The sequence below is a fragment of the Clostridium sp. C105KSO13 genome (genome assembly GCF_001517425.1).
Lineage (GTDB): Bacteria > Bacillota > Clostridia > Lachnospirales > Lachnospiraceae > Muricomes.
The window spans coordinates 13790-27265 of sequence record NZ_FBWL01000169.1; the positions used below are offsets into that span (position 1 = coordinate 13790).

The window sequence follows — 13476 nt, forward strand, 5'->3', positions numbered from 1 at the left end:
ATGAGCGAAAAAATTAAAAGACTGAAACGAGAGCTGAAGTTCCGGGGAAGGATAATTGATTTTTATCAGGATACGATGGAAATTGACAAAGATCATATTGTGGTATGGGATTATATTCATCACAAGGGCGCCGCAGCAGTTGTTCCGGTAACTGATGACGGCAGAATACTGATGGTAAAACAGTACCGAAATGCACTGGAGCGAAACACCTTGGAGATTCCGGCTGGATGTCTGGATACAGAAGATGAGCCTGTAATAATCTGTGCGGGTCGCGAACTCGAGGAAGAAACCGGATATCGCAGTGATGATTTAGAGTGGCTAATCACATTGCGGACAACAGTAGCATTCTGTAATGAGAAGATTGAAGTTTTTGTTGCAAAGAATCTGATACCATCAAAGCAGAATCTGGATGACGATGAATTTATTGATTTAAAGGCTTATACGATGGAAGAATTAAAGAAAAAAATATTTTCCGGCGAGATAGAAGACGGGAAGACAATATCTGCGCTGCTCGCGTATGACACTAAGCTGCGGCAGAGCGCCATATAAATTTTCAACAGCATATGTATACGAAAGCAAGCTTTCTTCTACATATGCTGCCGAAAATACGGCAAGGGAGGTGTGTTACAGTCCAGCCATGCAGCTCGACTCCGCTTCGCTGCATCTCGCTGCGGCAGAGCGCCATATAAATTTTCAACAGCATATGTATACGAAAGCAAGCTTTCTTCTACATATGTTGCCGAAAATATGGCAAGGGAGGTGTGTTACAGTCCAGCCATGCAGCTCGACTCCGCTTCGCTGCATCTCGCTGCGGCAGAGCGCCATATAAATTTTCAACAGCATATGTATACGAAAGCAAGCTTTCTTCTACATATGTTGCCGAAAATTTGCATGGCTGGACTGTAACCGGCATATATATAATGTATCTGAACTAAGGGAGGAGAGTTTGTGAAGATACTTCAAACGAGGAAGCAGTTATTTGCTTTCTTTATGCCGGGGTTTTTGTTGGGAATTTTGTATGTGAATCTGATAATGAAAAAATATACGGCAGAGCCGGGAATATTCAGTGATTATTTCTTGAAGCAATATCAGACTGCGGAGATTGTTGCTCAGGAATATATCTGGTATTTGATTAAAATTCGTGTAACGCCGTTTCTGCTTCTGTTGGGACTGAGTTTTACAAAACTGAGAAAATTTTCATCCATAGCATTTCTGATTTGGACGGGCTTTTCTTGTGGAATGCTTTTGTCAATGGCGGTTCTTGGGATGGGCGTGAAAGGGAGTATTCTCTGTTTTGTCGGTATTCTTCCGCAATTCCTTCTTTATGTGCCTGCATATATGGTGGTTATATGGTACGGTTATACATATCCTAAGAATAGATGGAATATGCAGAAAACCGTATTTGCGGGTGTGGCGATGGTGATAGGTATAGTACTGGAGGCGTATGTAAATCCTATTTTGATGCAGGCGTTTTTGTCAACATTATGATGCCAGGAGTAAAAGTGCGTAGCAAGCCGTAGGCATCAGAGGGGAAAAATATCTTTTGCCCCCTATATCATAATATAATAAAATACAAAAATAAGAGTCCGGCGAGCCGGATTCTTATTTTTTTCGGTCTATTTTCTTAATTGATTCAAACAATTGAGAATTCGGAGGTCAAAAGGGTCAGACCCCCTTTAAGTTTCTATGCAAAACGCCTATTGCACAGGCGCTGACCGCCAGCTGGCTTACCAGCATGCCCCAGAGATATCCTTGAATTCCAAACAGGGGGATGGCAAAGAATACACCTGCAATTCGTATGATCAGCCCAAAGGAGTTGATTAAAAATGTGAAGGTGGTTTTTCCAAGCCCGTTGATGACACTTAAGAGAGCAGAATTGGTGTATAAAAAAGGGCACATCCAGGATAGGGTGATGATAAATTTTCCTGCAATTGAACTTCCGAATAAGACAGTTCCTATCCAGTTTCCGAAAACAAGGAAAATAAAGCAGCATCCGAGACCAAGTATAAAGCAGGAGCCTGCTACTTTTTTTATAATATTCCCCATTTCATTATAGTTGTCTGTGGCCTGGATTTCCGCAACTGTAGGCATAAGCATAATGGAGACAGAGCTGGTGATTGCGGAAGGAAACAAAATACAGGGCAGGGCCATTCCAGTGAGCACGCCGTACATACTGAGCGCCTCTGAGTTAGTGTGGTGGTACAGCTGCAGCCGGGCAGGGATAGAAATTGCTTCTATACTCTGAAGCAGGTTGATCAGTACCCTGTTTGCAGTAAGGGGCAGGGAGAGAGGAATCAACTCCCCAAACCGGGATACTATATCGGTGTATGTAAAATGCAGGCGCGCAAAGGGATGTCTGTTTCGAGAGAGAGATTTTGCAGAATAGAAGGCCGAAGCCATTTCTCCAATAACCAGACCAAGCACGGCAATTGTAATTGTGGCATCACTCCCCTTTTTAATGATAATCATGTAAAAGACATAAACCGAGAGAATCCTGGCAATCTGCTCAACCAGCTGAGAAACAGCAGGGATTTTAGTTTCCTTCATGCCATAACAGTATCCTGAGATGCAGGAGTGTATGGCGGCAAAAGGAAGTCCATAGGATAATGGGATGAGCAATGGTTCACAGCGGGCGTCCCCTAAAAATTTTTCGGCAATGTAGGCGGCATTCCCCTGCAGGACAAGTGCACATGCGCAGGATAATAAAAAGGAAAAGAAAAGCCCAAGAACAAGGATTTCCCGAGCTTCTTTTTGCTTTCCTAAAGAAACTTTCTGTGCAACAGTTCTTGAAATGGCTGTTTCAAGGCCTGCCGCCGTAAGTGCAAAACACAATGAATAAACCGGAAAAATAAGCTGGTAGAGACCTACACCCTCCTCGCCAAATGTATGACTTAAGAAAATACGGTAGAAAAATCCCATGAAACGGCATAGAAAACCGGTGGCAGTGAGAACAAAGGTTCCTCGTATAATAGTCTGTTTTCTGGACACGCGTGTTGTATCTCCTAAAAAACATATTTTTACAACATATTCTTCTTCCCGGGTTGACAGAACTGAAACCAGGTGGTATTCTACAAATGCATTAAATCCTAGTAAAAGAATAGGGATTGAAGTTATAGGAATTATATTTGTTGGGAATTGAAACAATAATTATAAGAAGGTGATAATTTGAAGTTGTCTACAAAAGGAAGGTATGGACTGCGGGCACTGATTGATCTGGCGCAATATAGCGGAGATGAGCCTGTCTCCATTACCAGTATTGCAGGCAGACAGGAGATTTCCGAACGTTACCTGGAACAGCTGATGGCTTTACTAAAAAAAGCCGGACTTGTGAAAAGCATCAGAGGAGCCGGCGGAGGATATGTGCTGGCGAAGGATCTGTCAGAGATATCTGTAGGTGATGTATTAAGAGCACTGGAAGGAAGTCTGGACCCTGTGAAGTGTTCGGGTTTAAATCCAGAGGAAGGCTGTAAGTCTGCCGATGTCTGCGTTACTAAATATGTATGGCAGCGCATCAATGATAGTATCAACCAGACAGTGGATGAGATAAGACTGGACCAGCTGGTGAAAGAACAAAGCAGAATGAGCAGCCAGGATATGCAGGGGCGGGCCGGCTGCAAGAATTAGTTGGAATTTACCCGATCGGCAAAAAAGTGCCGTGGTATAAAGTTTTAAATTTAGGAGGATAAAAAGAATGGATAAGCTGATTTACTTGGACAATGCTGCTACAACAAGAACAGCACCGGAGGTCGTGGAAGCAATGCTTCCTTATTTCACAGAGAATTACGGAAATCCCTCCAGCGTGTACAGTTTTGCGGCGGGAAATAAAGATGTCATAACAAGGCAGCGAGACATTATAGCAGATGCAATTGGTGCCAGAGGCAATGAAATATATTTTACTGCCGGTGGTTCTGAATCTGATAACTGGGCTTTGAAAGCAACTGCAGAGGCTTATGAAAGCAAAGGTAAACATATTATTACAACTAAGATAGAACACCATGCAATCCTGCACACTTGCGAATATCTGGAGAAAAAGGGATATGAGGTCACATATCTGGATGTGGATGAGAATGGGATTATAAAGTTGGATGAACTAAAAAAGGCAATCCGCTCGGATACTATCCTGATCTCTGTCATGTATGCAAATAATGAAATCGGCTCCATTCAGCCAATCAAGGAAATTGGTGAGATAGCCCATGAACACGGTATCCTCTTCCATACGGATGCAGTACAGGCATTTTGCCAGGTACCTATCGATGTAAACGCCTGTCATATAGATATGCTCAGTGCCAGCGGCCACAAGCTGAACGGGCCAAAGGGCATAGGTTTTCTTTATATCAGAACCGGTGTGAAGATTCGCTCCTTCGTACACGGAGGAGCTCAGGAACGGAAGCGCCGTGCAGGTACAGAGAACGTACCGGGAATTGTGGGCCTTGGAAAGGCTGTAGAGAGAGCGGTTACTTCTATGGAAGAGCGCACCGGGAAGGAAAGAAAACTCAGAGACTATCTGATCGAGAAAATGGAGAATGAAATTCCATACTGCCGGCTCAACGGGGACAGAGAAAAGCGGCTCCCGAATAATGTAAATTTCAGTTTCCGGTTTGTGGAAGGGGAATCTCTTCTGATTATGCTGGACATGAAGGGCATTTGCGCATCCAGCGGCTCTGCATGTACATCAGGTTCTCTGGATCCTTCACATGTATTGCTGGCAATCGGACTGCCTCATGAAATTGCCCATGGTTCACTGCGCATGACACTGGGAGAAGACACCACAAAAGAAGATTTGGATTATGTCGTAGAGTCCTTGAAGGGAATCATAGATAATTTGCGTGGAATGTCTCCTTTATATGAAGACTTTATAAAGAAACAAAAATAATAAGTTGGAGGGAAAATAAATGTACTCAGAAAAAGTAATGGATCATTTTCAGCATCCGAGAAATGTAGGAGAGATAGAGGATGCCAGCGGTGTCGGAACTGTGGGCAACGCAAAATGTGGAGACATCATGAGAATTTATCTGGATATTGATGACAACCATATCATTAGGGATGTAAAGTTTAAAACTTTCGGTTGCGGAGCAGCGGTAGCAACAAGCAGCATGGCGACGGAACTTGTAAAGGGAAAGAATATCCAGGAGGCAATGCAGATTACTAACAAGGCAGTTATGGAAGCACTGGACGGGCTTCCACCGGTAAAGGTACACTGTTCTCTACTGGCAGAGGAGGCTATCCATGCTGCACTTTGGGACTATGCAGAAAAAAACGGGATTAAGATTGAAGGATTGGAAAAACCAAAATCAGATATCCATGAAGGCGAGGAAGCAGAGGAAGAGGAGTACTAATGAGCAAGGTAGTAGTCGGGATGTCCGGTGGGGTGGACTCTTCAGTGGCGGCATATCTCTTGAAAGAACAGGGATTTGATGTGACTGGGGTAACCATGCAGATATGGCAGGATGAGGAGCAGGCTGTTCAGGAAGAAAACGGAGGCTGCTGTGGTTTAAGTGCAGTGGACGACGCTAGAAGAGTGGCTGCAGACATCGGGATTCCCTATTATGTCATGAATTTCAAACAGGAATTTAAAGAGCATGTTATTGACTATTTTGTAGAGGAATACTTACAGGGGAAGACTCCCAATCCCTGCATTGCATGCAACCGTTATGTGAAATGGGAATCACTTTACAAACGCAGTATGTCTATTGGAGCTGAATATATAGCCACTGGCCACTATGCCAGAGTTGTGAAGCTTGAAAATGGGCGTTATACTCTGCGTCAGTCCGCTACGCTTGAAAAGGATCAGACCTATGCACTTTATAACCTGACCCAGGAGCAGTTAAAACATACCCTGATGCCTGTAGGGGAATATTCCAAAGATGAAGTGCGCCGCATTGCGGAAAAAATCAATTTGAGAGTTGCAAATAAGCCGGACAGTCAGGACATATGCTTTGTGCCCGATGGGGACTATGCCGCTTATATAGAGGAAAATGCAGAGGCATCTATACCGGAAGGGAATTTTGTGGACAGGAACGGAAATGTCCTGGGCCGACATAAAGGCATCACTCATTACACAGTGGGACAGCGAAAAGGATTGGGACTTGCCCTGGGCTATCCGGCTTTTGTCCTGGAGATACATCCCAGCACTAATGAGGTAGTACTGGGAACAGCTGAAGAATCCATGGCCGATACGTTGAAGGCAAATCAGCTGAATTTTATGTCTGTGGAAGATTTGACAGAACCTTTGCGTGTCTGGACCAAGATTCGATACAACCACAAGGGAGCCTGGTGTACAGTAGAAAAGACGGGAGATGATGAGGTACTCTGCACATTTGAGGAACCACAACGGGCAGTGACTCCTGGTCAGGCTGTTGTGTTTTATAACGGAGAGTATATACTGGGAGGAGGAACCATCTTATGATCGACTGCGATTTTCATATGCACACCAGTTTTTCCTCCGACTGCAGCACCCCACCAAGAGACATGATAGAAGGTGCTGTCCAAAAGGGACTTCATACAATATGCATTACGGATCACAATGATAAGGATTATCCAATCTATGAACATGCAAAAGCTCCGGAATTTATTTTTGATATTGACAGGTACTTTGAGGTATTAAGCAGCCTAAAAGAGGAGTATGCTGGCAGAATCAATGTGCGCATAGGCATTGAAATTGGTCTGCAGCCCCACCTTGGGGAATATTTTGAGGAGCTTACTAGAAGATATCCGTTCGACTTTGTGATTGGTTCTGTGCATTTGATTGATGGAAAAGACCCTTATTATAAGGAGACGCTGGACAGATATACGGATGAAGAGTTTTATCGGAGAGCATTTCTTGTGACCCTCAAGAATCTGAACAAGGTAGCAGCTTTCGATGTTCTGGGACATGTTGATTATGTAGTTCGTTACGGGCGGTATCAAGCTCGGGACTACAGTTGCAGGAAATATGCAGACCTTCTGGACGAGATTATAAAAAGGATTATTGAAATGGGAAAAGGAATCGAGTTGAATATGTCGGGGTTTAAGTATGGACTTGGTTTTGGTCATCCCCATCCGGATATTATCAGACGTTACCATGAATTAGGAGGAGAAATCATTACCATCGGGGCGGATGCCCACAAGCCGGAGCACATCGCTTATGAGTTCCAGCAGGCCGCCGGCATCTTAAGGAAGTCTGGTTTTAAATACTATACAGAATTTAAAGACAGAAAACCGATTTTTAAACAACTTCCATAAAAATGTATTTATCACTTGAATTTTTGTTTTCGATTTAGTACAATGATTTGTAGTTGATGAATCTTTAACAAGTAGCTGTTTTGTCTAGGGATTTCACAATATTATGACTGTATAACAGTTGATAACTTTCAAACTTTAGGAGGAATTAATCATGGCAGTAAAAGTAGCGATTAATGGATTTGGTCGTATCGGACGTCTTGCATTTAGACAGATGTTCGGAGCAGAGGGGTATGAGATAGTTGCAATCAATGATTTGACATCTCCCGCTATGCTGGCTCATTTATTAAAATATGACTCTACACAGGGAACATACGCATTGGCTGACACAGTTTCAGCAGGAGAGGATTCCATCAAAGTAGACGGAAAAGAAATCAAAATTTACGCAAAGGCTAACGCTGAAGAACTTCCATGGGGAGAGATTGGCGTAGATGTAGTTCTGGAGTGTACAGGTTTCTATACATCCAAGGCAAAAGCAGAAGCTCATATCAAAGCAGGCGCTAAGAAAGTTGTTATCTCCGCACCGGCCGGAAATGATCTTCCTACTATCGTATACAATGTAAACCATGAAATACTGACAAAGGATGACAATATCATTTCTGCAGCTTCCTGTACAACAAACTGTCTTGCACCTATGGCAAAAGCTCTGAATGATCTTGCGCCGATTAAATCAGGTATCATGTGCACAATCCATGCATACACAGGTGATCAGATGATCTTGGACGGACCACAGAGAAAAGGTGATTTAAGAAGATCCCGCGCAGGTGCTATCAACATCGTGCCAAACAGCACAGGCGCAGCAAAAGCAATCGGACTTGTTATTCCTGAACTGAACGGAAAGCTGATCGGATCTGCACAGCGTGTTCCTACTCCGGCAGGATCTACAACAATCCTGACAGCAGTAGTAGAAGGAAATGTAACAGTTGATCATGTGAATGCAGCTATGAAGGCGGCGTCTGACGAATCTTTCGGCTATAACACAGATGAAATTGTTTCCAGCGACATTGTTGGAATGAGATTTGGTTCCCTGTTTGATTCCACACAGACAATGGTACTTCCATTGGACAACGGAACAACACAGGTACAGGTTGTTTCCTGGTATGACAATGAGAATTCTTACACAAGCCAGATGGTAAGAACAATTAAACACTTTGGAACATTACTGTAAAACTAAAAAAAAGACTCATGAGGGTCCGGCCTGATATAGGACCGGACCTTTTCTTTGTTTAACAAGAAAACAGGAGGAAACACAATATGCTCAATAAAAAGTCGGTGGATGATATTAATGTAAAGGGCAAGAGAGTTCTTGTAAGATGTGACTTTAATGTGCCCTTGATTGACGGTAAGATTACAGATGAGAACCGCCTTGTGGCGGCACTGCCTACAATCAAGAAGCTGATTGCAGACGGCGGTAAGATTATTCTTTGCTCTCATCTTGGGAAGCCCAAGGGACAACCCCTTCCGGAGTTGTCACTTGCACCGGTGGCAGTCAGGTTATCTGAACTGCTCGGACAGGAAGTAAAGTTTGCAGCGGATCCTGATGTAGTGGGACCGAATGCGAAGGCTGCGGTGGAAGCTATGAGAGACGGAGATGTTATTCTTCTGGAGAACACACGCTACAGAGCGGAGGAGACAAAGAACAAAGAGGCGTTCAGCAAGGATTTGGCTTCTCTCTGCGATATATTTGTGAATGATGCATTTGGAACAGCTCACCGCGCACACTGCTCTAATGTGGGGGTTACAAAGTTCGTTGACACAGCTGTAGTTGGATATCTGATGCAGAAGGAAATTGATTTCCTTGGCAACGCAGTCGAGAATCCGGAGAGACCATTTGTTGCCATCTTAGGTGGCTCCAAGGTATCCAGCAAGATTTCTGTCATTGAGAATCTTCTGGATAAGGTGGACACACTTATCATCGGCGGTGGAATGGCTTATACATTCAGCAAGGCAAAGGGCGGCAGCGTTGGAAGTTCTCTTTTAGAGGAAGATTACTGCAAGTATGCACTTGATATGATAAAAAAAGCAGAAGATAAGGGCGTAAAACTTCTTCTTCCTGCCGATCATGTGGTTGCAGATGCATTTTCCAATGATGCAAATGTGCAGGTAGTAAAAGAGGGAACTATCCCGGATGGCTGGATGGGACTGGATATCGGACCCGAGACAGCAAAATTATATGTTGACACAGTAAAGAACGCTAAGACAGTTGTCTGGAACGGACCTATGGGCTGTTTTGAAATGTCAAAATTTGCAGCAGGCACAGAGGCAGTGGCAAAGGCACTCTCTGAGACAGACGCTATTACAATTATCGGCGGCGGAGATTCTGCGGCGGCAGTAAATCAGCTGGGGTATGGAGACAAGATGACACACATTTCCACAGGCGGCGGCGCATCCCTTGAATTTCTGGAAGGTAAAGAACTTCCGGGCGTAGCAGCAGCTAACGATAAGTAAAAAAGGAGGCCATATTATGGCAAGAAGAAAAATTATTGCAGGAAACTGGAAAATGAATAAAACCCCCAGCGAGGCAGTGGCACTGGCGGTAGAATTAAAGCCATTAGTAGCAAATGGAGATGTAGATGTTGTGTTTTGCGTGCCGGCAATCGACATTGTTCTTGTTGCTGAGGCGGTAAAAGGAAGCAGCATCAAGGTTGGAGCCGAGAACATGTATTTTGAGGAGAGCGGCGCTTACACAGGAGAAATTTCTCCGGAAATGCTTGTAGATGCAGGTGTAAAATATGTTATTCTCGGACATTCTGAGAGAAGAGAGTATTTTGGTGAGACAAATGAAGATGTAAACAAAAAGATGTTAAAAGCATTTGAGCACAATATTACACCGATTATGTGCTGCGGCGAGACATTAGAGCAGAGAGAGCAGGGCGTGACCATGGACTTTATCCGTCAGCAGGTAAAGGTAGGTTTTCAGAACGTAACTGCGAACCAGGCTAAGTCTGCAGTCATTGCCTATGAGCCAATCTGGGCAATCGGAACAGGAAAGACAGCAACTACGGCTCAGGCACAGGAGGTTTGCGCAGGTATCCGTGCATGTATCGCAGAAGTTTATGATGAAGCAACAGCACAGGCAATCCGCATTCAGTACGGCGGCTCCGTAAATGCAGCTACAGCTCCGGAATTATTCGAGCAGCCCGACATAGACGGCGGACTTGTAGGCGGAGCATCTCTAAAAGCTGATTTTGGAAAAATCGTGCACTATAAATAAGGCTTAGAGGAAACTCACACGAGAGAAAATCGAGCTTGGCTGAATTTGTAATATAGCAGCCAAGCTCGATTTTACTGAATAGCAGTACAGGGTATATAAATGAAGGAGATTGATATGAGTAAAAAACCTACGGTGTTAATGATATTGGACGGATATGGGTTAAATGATAAAGTGCAGGGAAATGCTGTGGCTGAAGCCCGCACGCCCGTTATGGATGAACTGATGGCAAAGTATCCATTTGTGAAGGGCTATGCCAGCGGTATGGCAGTAGGACTTCCCGATGGACAGATGGGAAACTCTGAGGTTGGGCATTTGAATATGGGTGCCGGCCGTATTGTGTACCAGGAATTGACGAAAATTACAAAGTCAATCCACGACGGTGATTTTTTTGAAAATAAGGCATTACTTGCAGCCTGTGAGAATGTAAAGAAAAATAATTCGGCACTGCATCTCATGGGTCTGGTTTCCGATGGTGGAGTACACAGTCACAACGAACATATTTATGGACTGCTTGAGCTTGCCAAAGGGCAGGGAGTCGAGAAGGTTTATGTGCATTGCTTTCTTGATGGACGTGATACACCACCGGCTTCCGGAAAAGAATATGTGGAGCAGCTGGAAGCAAAGATGAAAGAAATTGGCATAGGGGAAGTCGCAAGTGTTATGGGACGTTACTACGCAATGGACCGGGATAACCGCTGGGACCGCGTAGAAAAGGCATATGTGGCCCTTGTAAAGGGTGAAGGAGAGGCTGTAAAATCAGGGCCATCCGGAATTCAGTCTTCCTACGATAAGGATGCCACAGATGAATTTGTACTGCCTGCTGTAGTTGTGAAAGATGGTGCACCTGTTGCTACAATTAAAGATGATGATTCAGTTATCTTCTTTAACTTCCGCCCTGACAGAGCAAGGGAGATTACAAGGACGTTCTGTGACGATGATTTTCAGGGATTTGACAGGGGAACCCGTGTGAAGACCACGTTTGTATGCTTTACAGATTACGATGTAACAATCGAAAATAAACTGGTCGCTTTTGAAAAGGAAAAAATTACAAATACATTTGGAGAATTCCTTGCTAAAAATCATAAAACACAGGCCCGTATTGCCGAAACAGAAAAATATGCCCACGTTACATTCTTTTTCAACGGTGGAGTGGAGGAACCAAATGAGGGGGAAGACAGAATTCTTGTAAAGTCTCCTAAGGTTGCCACCTATGATTTAAAACCGGAGATGAGTGCTTACGAAGTATGCGGCAAACTGGTAGATGCAGTTAAAGCTGATAAGTATGATGTGATTGTTGTCAATTTTGCAAACCCGGATATGGTTGGCCATACCGGAGTTGAGGAAGCAGCAGTTAAGGCCATAGAGGCTGTGGACGACTGCGTGGGAAGAACTGTTGAAGCTGTAAAAGAGGCAGACGGTCAAATGTTCATCTGTGCAGATCACGGAAATGCAGAGCAGCTTACTGACTATGAGTCCGGAGAGCCTTTCACTGCCCATACAACCAACCCAGTTCCATTCATCCTTGTAAACGCTGACCCAGAGTACACGTTGAGAGAAGGCGGCTGTCTGGCAGATATTGCACCGACATTAATAGAATTGATGGGAATGAGACAACCAAATGAAATGGCAGGAAAATCTTTGTTGAAGAAGGACTGATAAAGTAAATGTATGAGAAACTGACCAAAAGTGATGTAAAAAAGATTGAAGAGGAAATCGAGCACCGTAAACTGGTGGTGCGCAAACAGGCTATAGAAGCTGTAAAAGAGGCACGTGCCCACGGAGATTTAAGCGAAAACTTTGAATATCATGCGGCAAAAAAGGATAAAAACAGAAATGAGAGCCGTATCCGCTATCTGGAGAGAATGCTCAAGACCGCAGTGGTTGTGCAAGACACCTCCTGTGAGGATGAGGTCGGAATCAATAACACAGTAGAACTGTACTGCGAAGATGATGACGAGGTGGAAACATACCGCCTGGTCACATCTGTGCGGGGAAACTCCATTGACGGCCGCATCAGTATCGAATCCCCTATCGGAAAAGCAATATTGGGACATAAATTAAACGACAGAGTCTACGTAAAAGTAAAAAATGATTTCGGCTATTACGTAGTAATCCGTAAAATCATAAAAACCCAGAGCGAAGAAAACGATAAAATCCGAGAGTATTAGGGGACCGACCCTTTTGCGGTCCGTTTTCGCAATTGTTTCGCAAAGGGGACTGACCCTTTTGCGGATCGTTTTCCTAGTTGTTTCAAACAACTCCGAGAATGATGTAATAGAATGAAAAGAGTCAGATATCAAGCGGGAGGATATATGGAAATCAAAATTGTTTTGTTTGATCTGGACGGAACCCTGACGGATTCCGGGCCGGGAATTATAAACAGTGTAAAATACGCCCTGAAAAAATGTGGGGTAGAAGCAGATGATCCAGCCGGGCTCCGCAGCTTTATTGGACCGCCCTTAAAGGAACAGTTCGGAAGATACTGCGGCTTTTCCCCAGAAGAGAGTAGCAGAGCTGTCAAGTTTTATCGGGAGTATTACGCTGAAAAAGGGATTTTTGAAAATGAGGTTTATGAGGGAATCCCCGAGCTGCTCCAAACCTTGAAAAATGCGGGAAAGACTATAATTATGGCTACCTCCAAGCCGGAGTACTTTGCCAGAATCATAGCGGATTACTACCATCTCTCGGAGTATTTTGACTTTATCGGCGGGAGTCTGATGGATGAAACCCGGGCAAGGAAATCTGAAGTTATAGAATATGTTCTGAGGGAATGCCGAATACAGGACCGGGACAGCGCACTGATGATAGGAGACCGAGACTACGATATCAAGGGAGCAAAAGAATCAAAGGTTGGCTCTATGGGAGTGTTGTACGGCTATGGGAGCCGAGAAGAACTGGAAAATGCAGGGGCAGATATTATCATAAAGGAACCTGCGGAGGCAGCGGAATATATCATAAAATAGCAAAGATAAAGAAAATGGAGGCAGAACCCTTAAAAAAGTTGTGCCTCCATTTTCTTTATCCTAATCTAATAGACTGCCTAA

14 protein-coding genes are annotated in these 13476 nt (G+C 44.1%); 13 read left to right on the plus strand and 1 reads right to left on the minus strand.

Going from position 1 to position 13476, the window contains the following annotated elements; translation table 11 throughout:
- Together BN3456_RS11145 and BN3456_RS11155 are read left to right on the plus strand one after the other, a co-directional pair.
- Nucleotides 1-549, plus strand: a complete 549-nt coding sequence (locus BN3456_RS11145; RefSeq protein WP_089984217.1) for an NUDIX hydrolase — start codon at nucleotides 1-3, stop codon at nucleotides 547-549.
- 399 nt (nucleotides 550-948) lie between these two features.
- Complete coding sequence (locus BN3456_RS11155) at nucleotides 949-1488, plus strand: stage II sporulation protein M (RefSeq protein ID WP_089984219.1); 540 nt, start codon at nucleotides 949-951, stop codon at nucleotides 1486-1488.
- A gap of 177 nt (nucleotides 1489-1665) precedes the next feature.
- Here BN3456_RS11155 and BN3456_RS11160 read toward each other — a convergent pair whose 3' ends face one another.
- Nucleotides 1666-2988 (minus strand): putative polysaccharide biosynthesis protein, encoded by a 1323-nt coding sequence (locus tag BN3456_RS11160; RefSeq protein ID WP_089984220.1) that lies wholly within the window; start codon nucleotides 2986-2988, stop codon nucleotides 1666-1668.
- A gap of 177 nt (nucleotides 2989-3165) precedes the next feature.
- Here BN3456_RS11160 and BN3456_RS11165 point away from each other — a divergent pair, with 177 nt between their 5' ends.
- The 11 genes from BN3456_RS11165 (at nucleotide 3166) to BN3456_RS11215 (ending at nucleotide 13395) form a co-directional block, all read left to right on the plus strand.
- Entirely contained in the window at nucleotides 3166-3624 is a 459-nt protein-coding gene (locus BN3456_RS11165; RefSeq protein ID WP_089984221.1) for an RrF2 family transcriptional regulator, read from the plus strand.
- A gap of 67 nt (nucleotides 3625-3691) precedes the next feature.
- Entirely contained in the window at nucleotides 3692-4873 is a 1182-nt protein-coding gene (gene nifS, locus BN3456_RS11170) for a cysteine desulfurase NifS (RefSeq protein ID WP_089984222.1), read from the plus strand.
- Nucleotides 4874-4892: 19 nt separating this feature from the next.
- Nucleotides 4893-5336, plus strand: a complete 444-nt coding sequence (gene nifU / locus BN3456_RS11175) for a Fe-S cluster assembly scaffold protein NifU (RefSeq protein WP_089984223.1) — start codon at nucleotides 4893-4895, stop codon at nucleotides 5334-5336.
- Nucleotides 5336-6406, plus strand: a complete 1071-nt coding sequence (gene mnmA / locus BN3456_RS11180; RefSeq protein WP_089984224.1) for a tRNA 2-thiouridine(34) synthase MnmA — start codon at nucleotides 5336-5338, stop codon at nucleotides 6404-6406. Before nifU ends, mnmA begins: the two co-directional genes overlap by 1 nt.
- The gene (locus BN3456_RS11185) at nucleotides 6403-7221 is read left to right on the plus strand and encodes a histidinol-phosphatase HisJ family protein (RefSeq protein WP_089984225.1); all 819 of its coding nucleotides are present in this window, start codon (nucleotides 6403-6405) and stop codon (nucleotides 7219-7221) included. The genes mnmA and BN3456_RS11185 overlap by 4 nt, the downstream gene beginning before the upstream one ends.
- Before the next feature lie 151 nt (nucleotides 7222-7372).
- Nucleotides 7373-8386, plus strand: a complete 1014-nt coding sequence (gene gap / locus BN3456_RS11190) for a type I glyceraldehyde-3-phosphate dehydrogenase (protein WP_089984226.1) — start codon at nucleotides 7373-7375, stop codon at nucleotides 8384-8386.
- A gap of 86 nt (nucleotides 8387-8472) precedes the next feature.
- The gene (locus BN3456_RS11195) at nucleotides 8473-9666 is read left to right on the plus strand and encodes a phosphoglycerate kinase (protein ID WP_089984227.1); all 1194 of its coding nucleotides are present in this window, start codon (nucleotides 8473-8475) and stop codon (nucleotides 9664-9666) included.
- Nucleotides 9667-9682: 16 nt separating this feature from the next.
- Entirely contained in the window at nucleotides 9683-10432 is a 750-nt protein-coding gene (gene tpiA / locus BN3456_RS11200) for a triose-phosphate isomerase (RefSeq protein ID WP_089984228.1), read from the plus strand.
- 114 nt (nucleotides 10433-10546) lie between these two features.
- Entirely contained in the window at nucleotides 10547-12088 is a 1542-nt protein-coding gene (gpmI, locus tag BN3456_RS11205) for a 2,3-bisphosphoglycerate-independent phosphoglycerate mutase (protein WP_089984229.1), read from the plus strand.
- 8 nt (nucleotides 12089-12096) lie between these two features.
- The gene (gene greA / locus BN3456_RS11210; RefSeq protein WP_089984230.1) at nucleotides 12097-12600 is read left to right on the plus strand and encodes a GreA/GreB family elongation factor; all 504 of its coding nucleotides are present in this window, start codon (nucleotides 12097-12099) and stop codon (nucleotides 12598-12600) included.
- A gap of 144 nt (nucleotides 12601-12744) precedes the next feature.
- Complete coding sequence (locus BN3456_RS11215) at nucleotides 12745-13395, plus strand: HAD family hydrolase (protein ID WP_089984231.1); 651 nt, start codon at nucleotides 12745-12747, stop codon at nucleotides 13393-13395.
- The last annotated feature ends 81 nt before the right edge of the window (nucleotides 13396-13476 follow it).

Excerpts from the sequence above, each read along its gene's own strand:
- BN3456_RS11145 (WP_089984217.1), top strand. The coding sequence starts at position 1 with ATGAGCGAAAAAATTAAAAGACTGAAACGAGAGCTGAAGTTCCGGGGA.
- nifS (WP_089984222.1), top strand. The coding sequence starts at position 3,692 with ATGGATAAGCTGATTTACTTGGACAATGCTGCTACAACAAGAACAGCA.
- nifU (WP_089984223.1), top strand. The coding sequence starts at position 4,893 with ATGTACTCAGAAAAAGTAATGGATCATTTTCAGCATCCGAGAAATGTA.
- mnmA (WP_089984224.1), top strand. The coding sequence starts at position 5,336 with ATGAGCAAGGTAGTAGTCGGGATGTCCGGTGGGGTGGACTCTTCAGTG.
- BN3456_RS11185 (WP_089984225.1), top strand. The coding sequence starts at position 6,403 with ATGATCGACTGCGATTTTCATATGCACACCAGTTTTTCCTCCGACTGC.
- gap (WP_089984226.1), top strand. The coding sequence starts at position 7,373 with ATGGCAGTAAAAGTAGCGATTAATGGATTTGGTCGTATCGGACGTCTT.
- BN3456_RS11195 (WP_089984227.1), top strand. The coding sequence starts at position 8,473 with ATGCTCAATAAAAAGTCGGTGGATGATATTAATGTAAAGGGCAAGAGA.
- tpiA (WP_089984228.1), top strand. The coding sequence starts at position 9,683 with ATGGCAAGAAGAAAAATTATTGCAGGAAACTGGAAAATGAATAAAACC.
- gpmI (WP_089984229.1), top strand. The coding sequence starts at position 10,547 with ATGAGTAAAAAACCTACGGTGTTAATGATATTGGACGGATATGGGTTA.
- greA (WP_089984230.1), top strand. The coding sequence starts at position 12,097 with ATGTATGAGAAACTGACCAAAAGTGATGTAAAAAAGATTGAAGAGGAA.
- BN3456_RS11215 (WP_089984231.1), top strand. The coding sequence starts at position 12,745 with ATGGAAATCAAAATTGTTTTGTTTGATCTGGACGGAACCCTGACGGAT.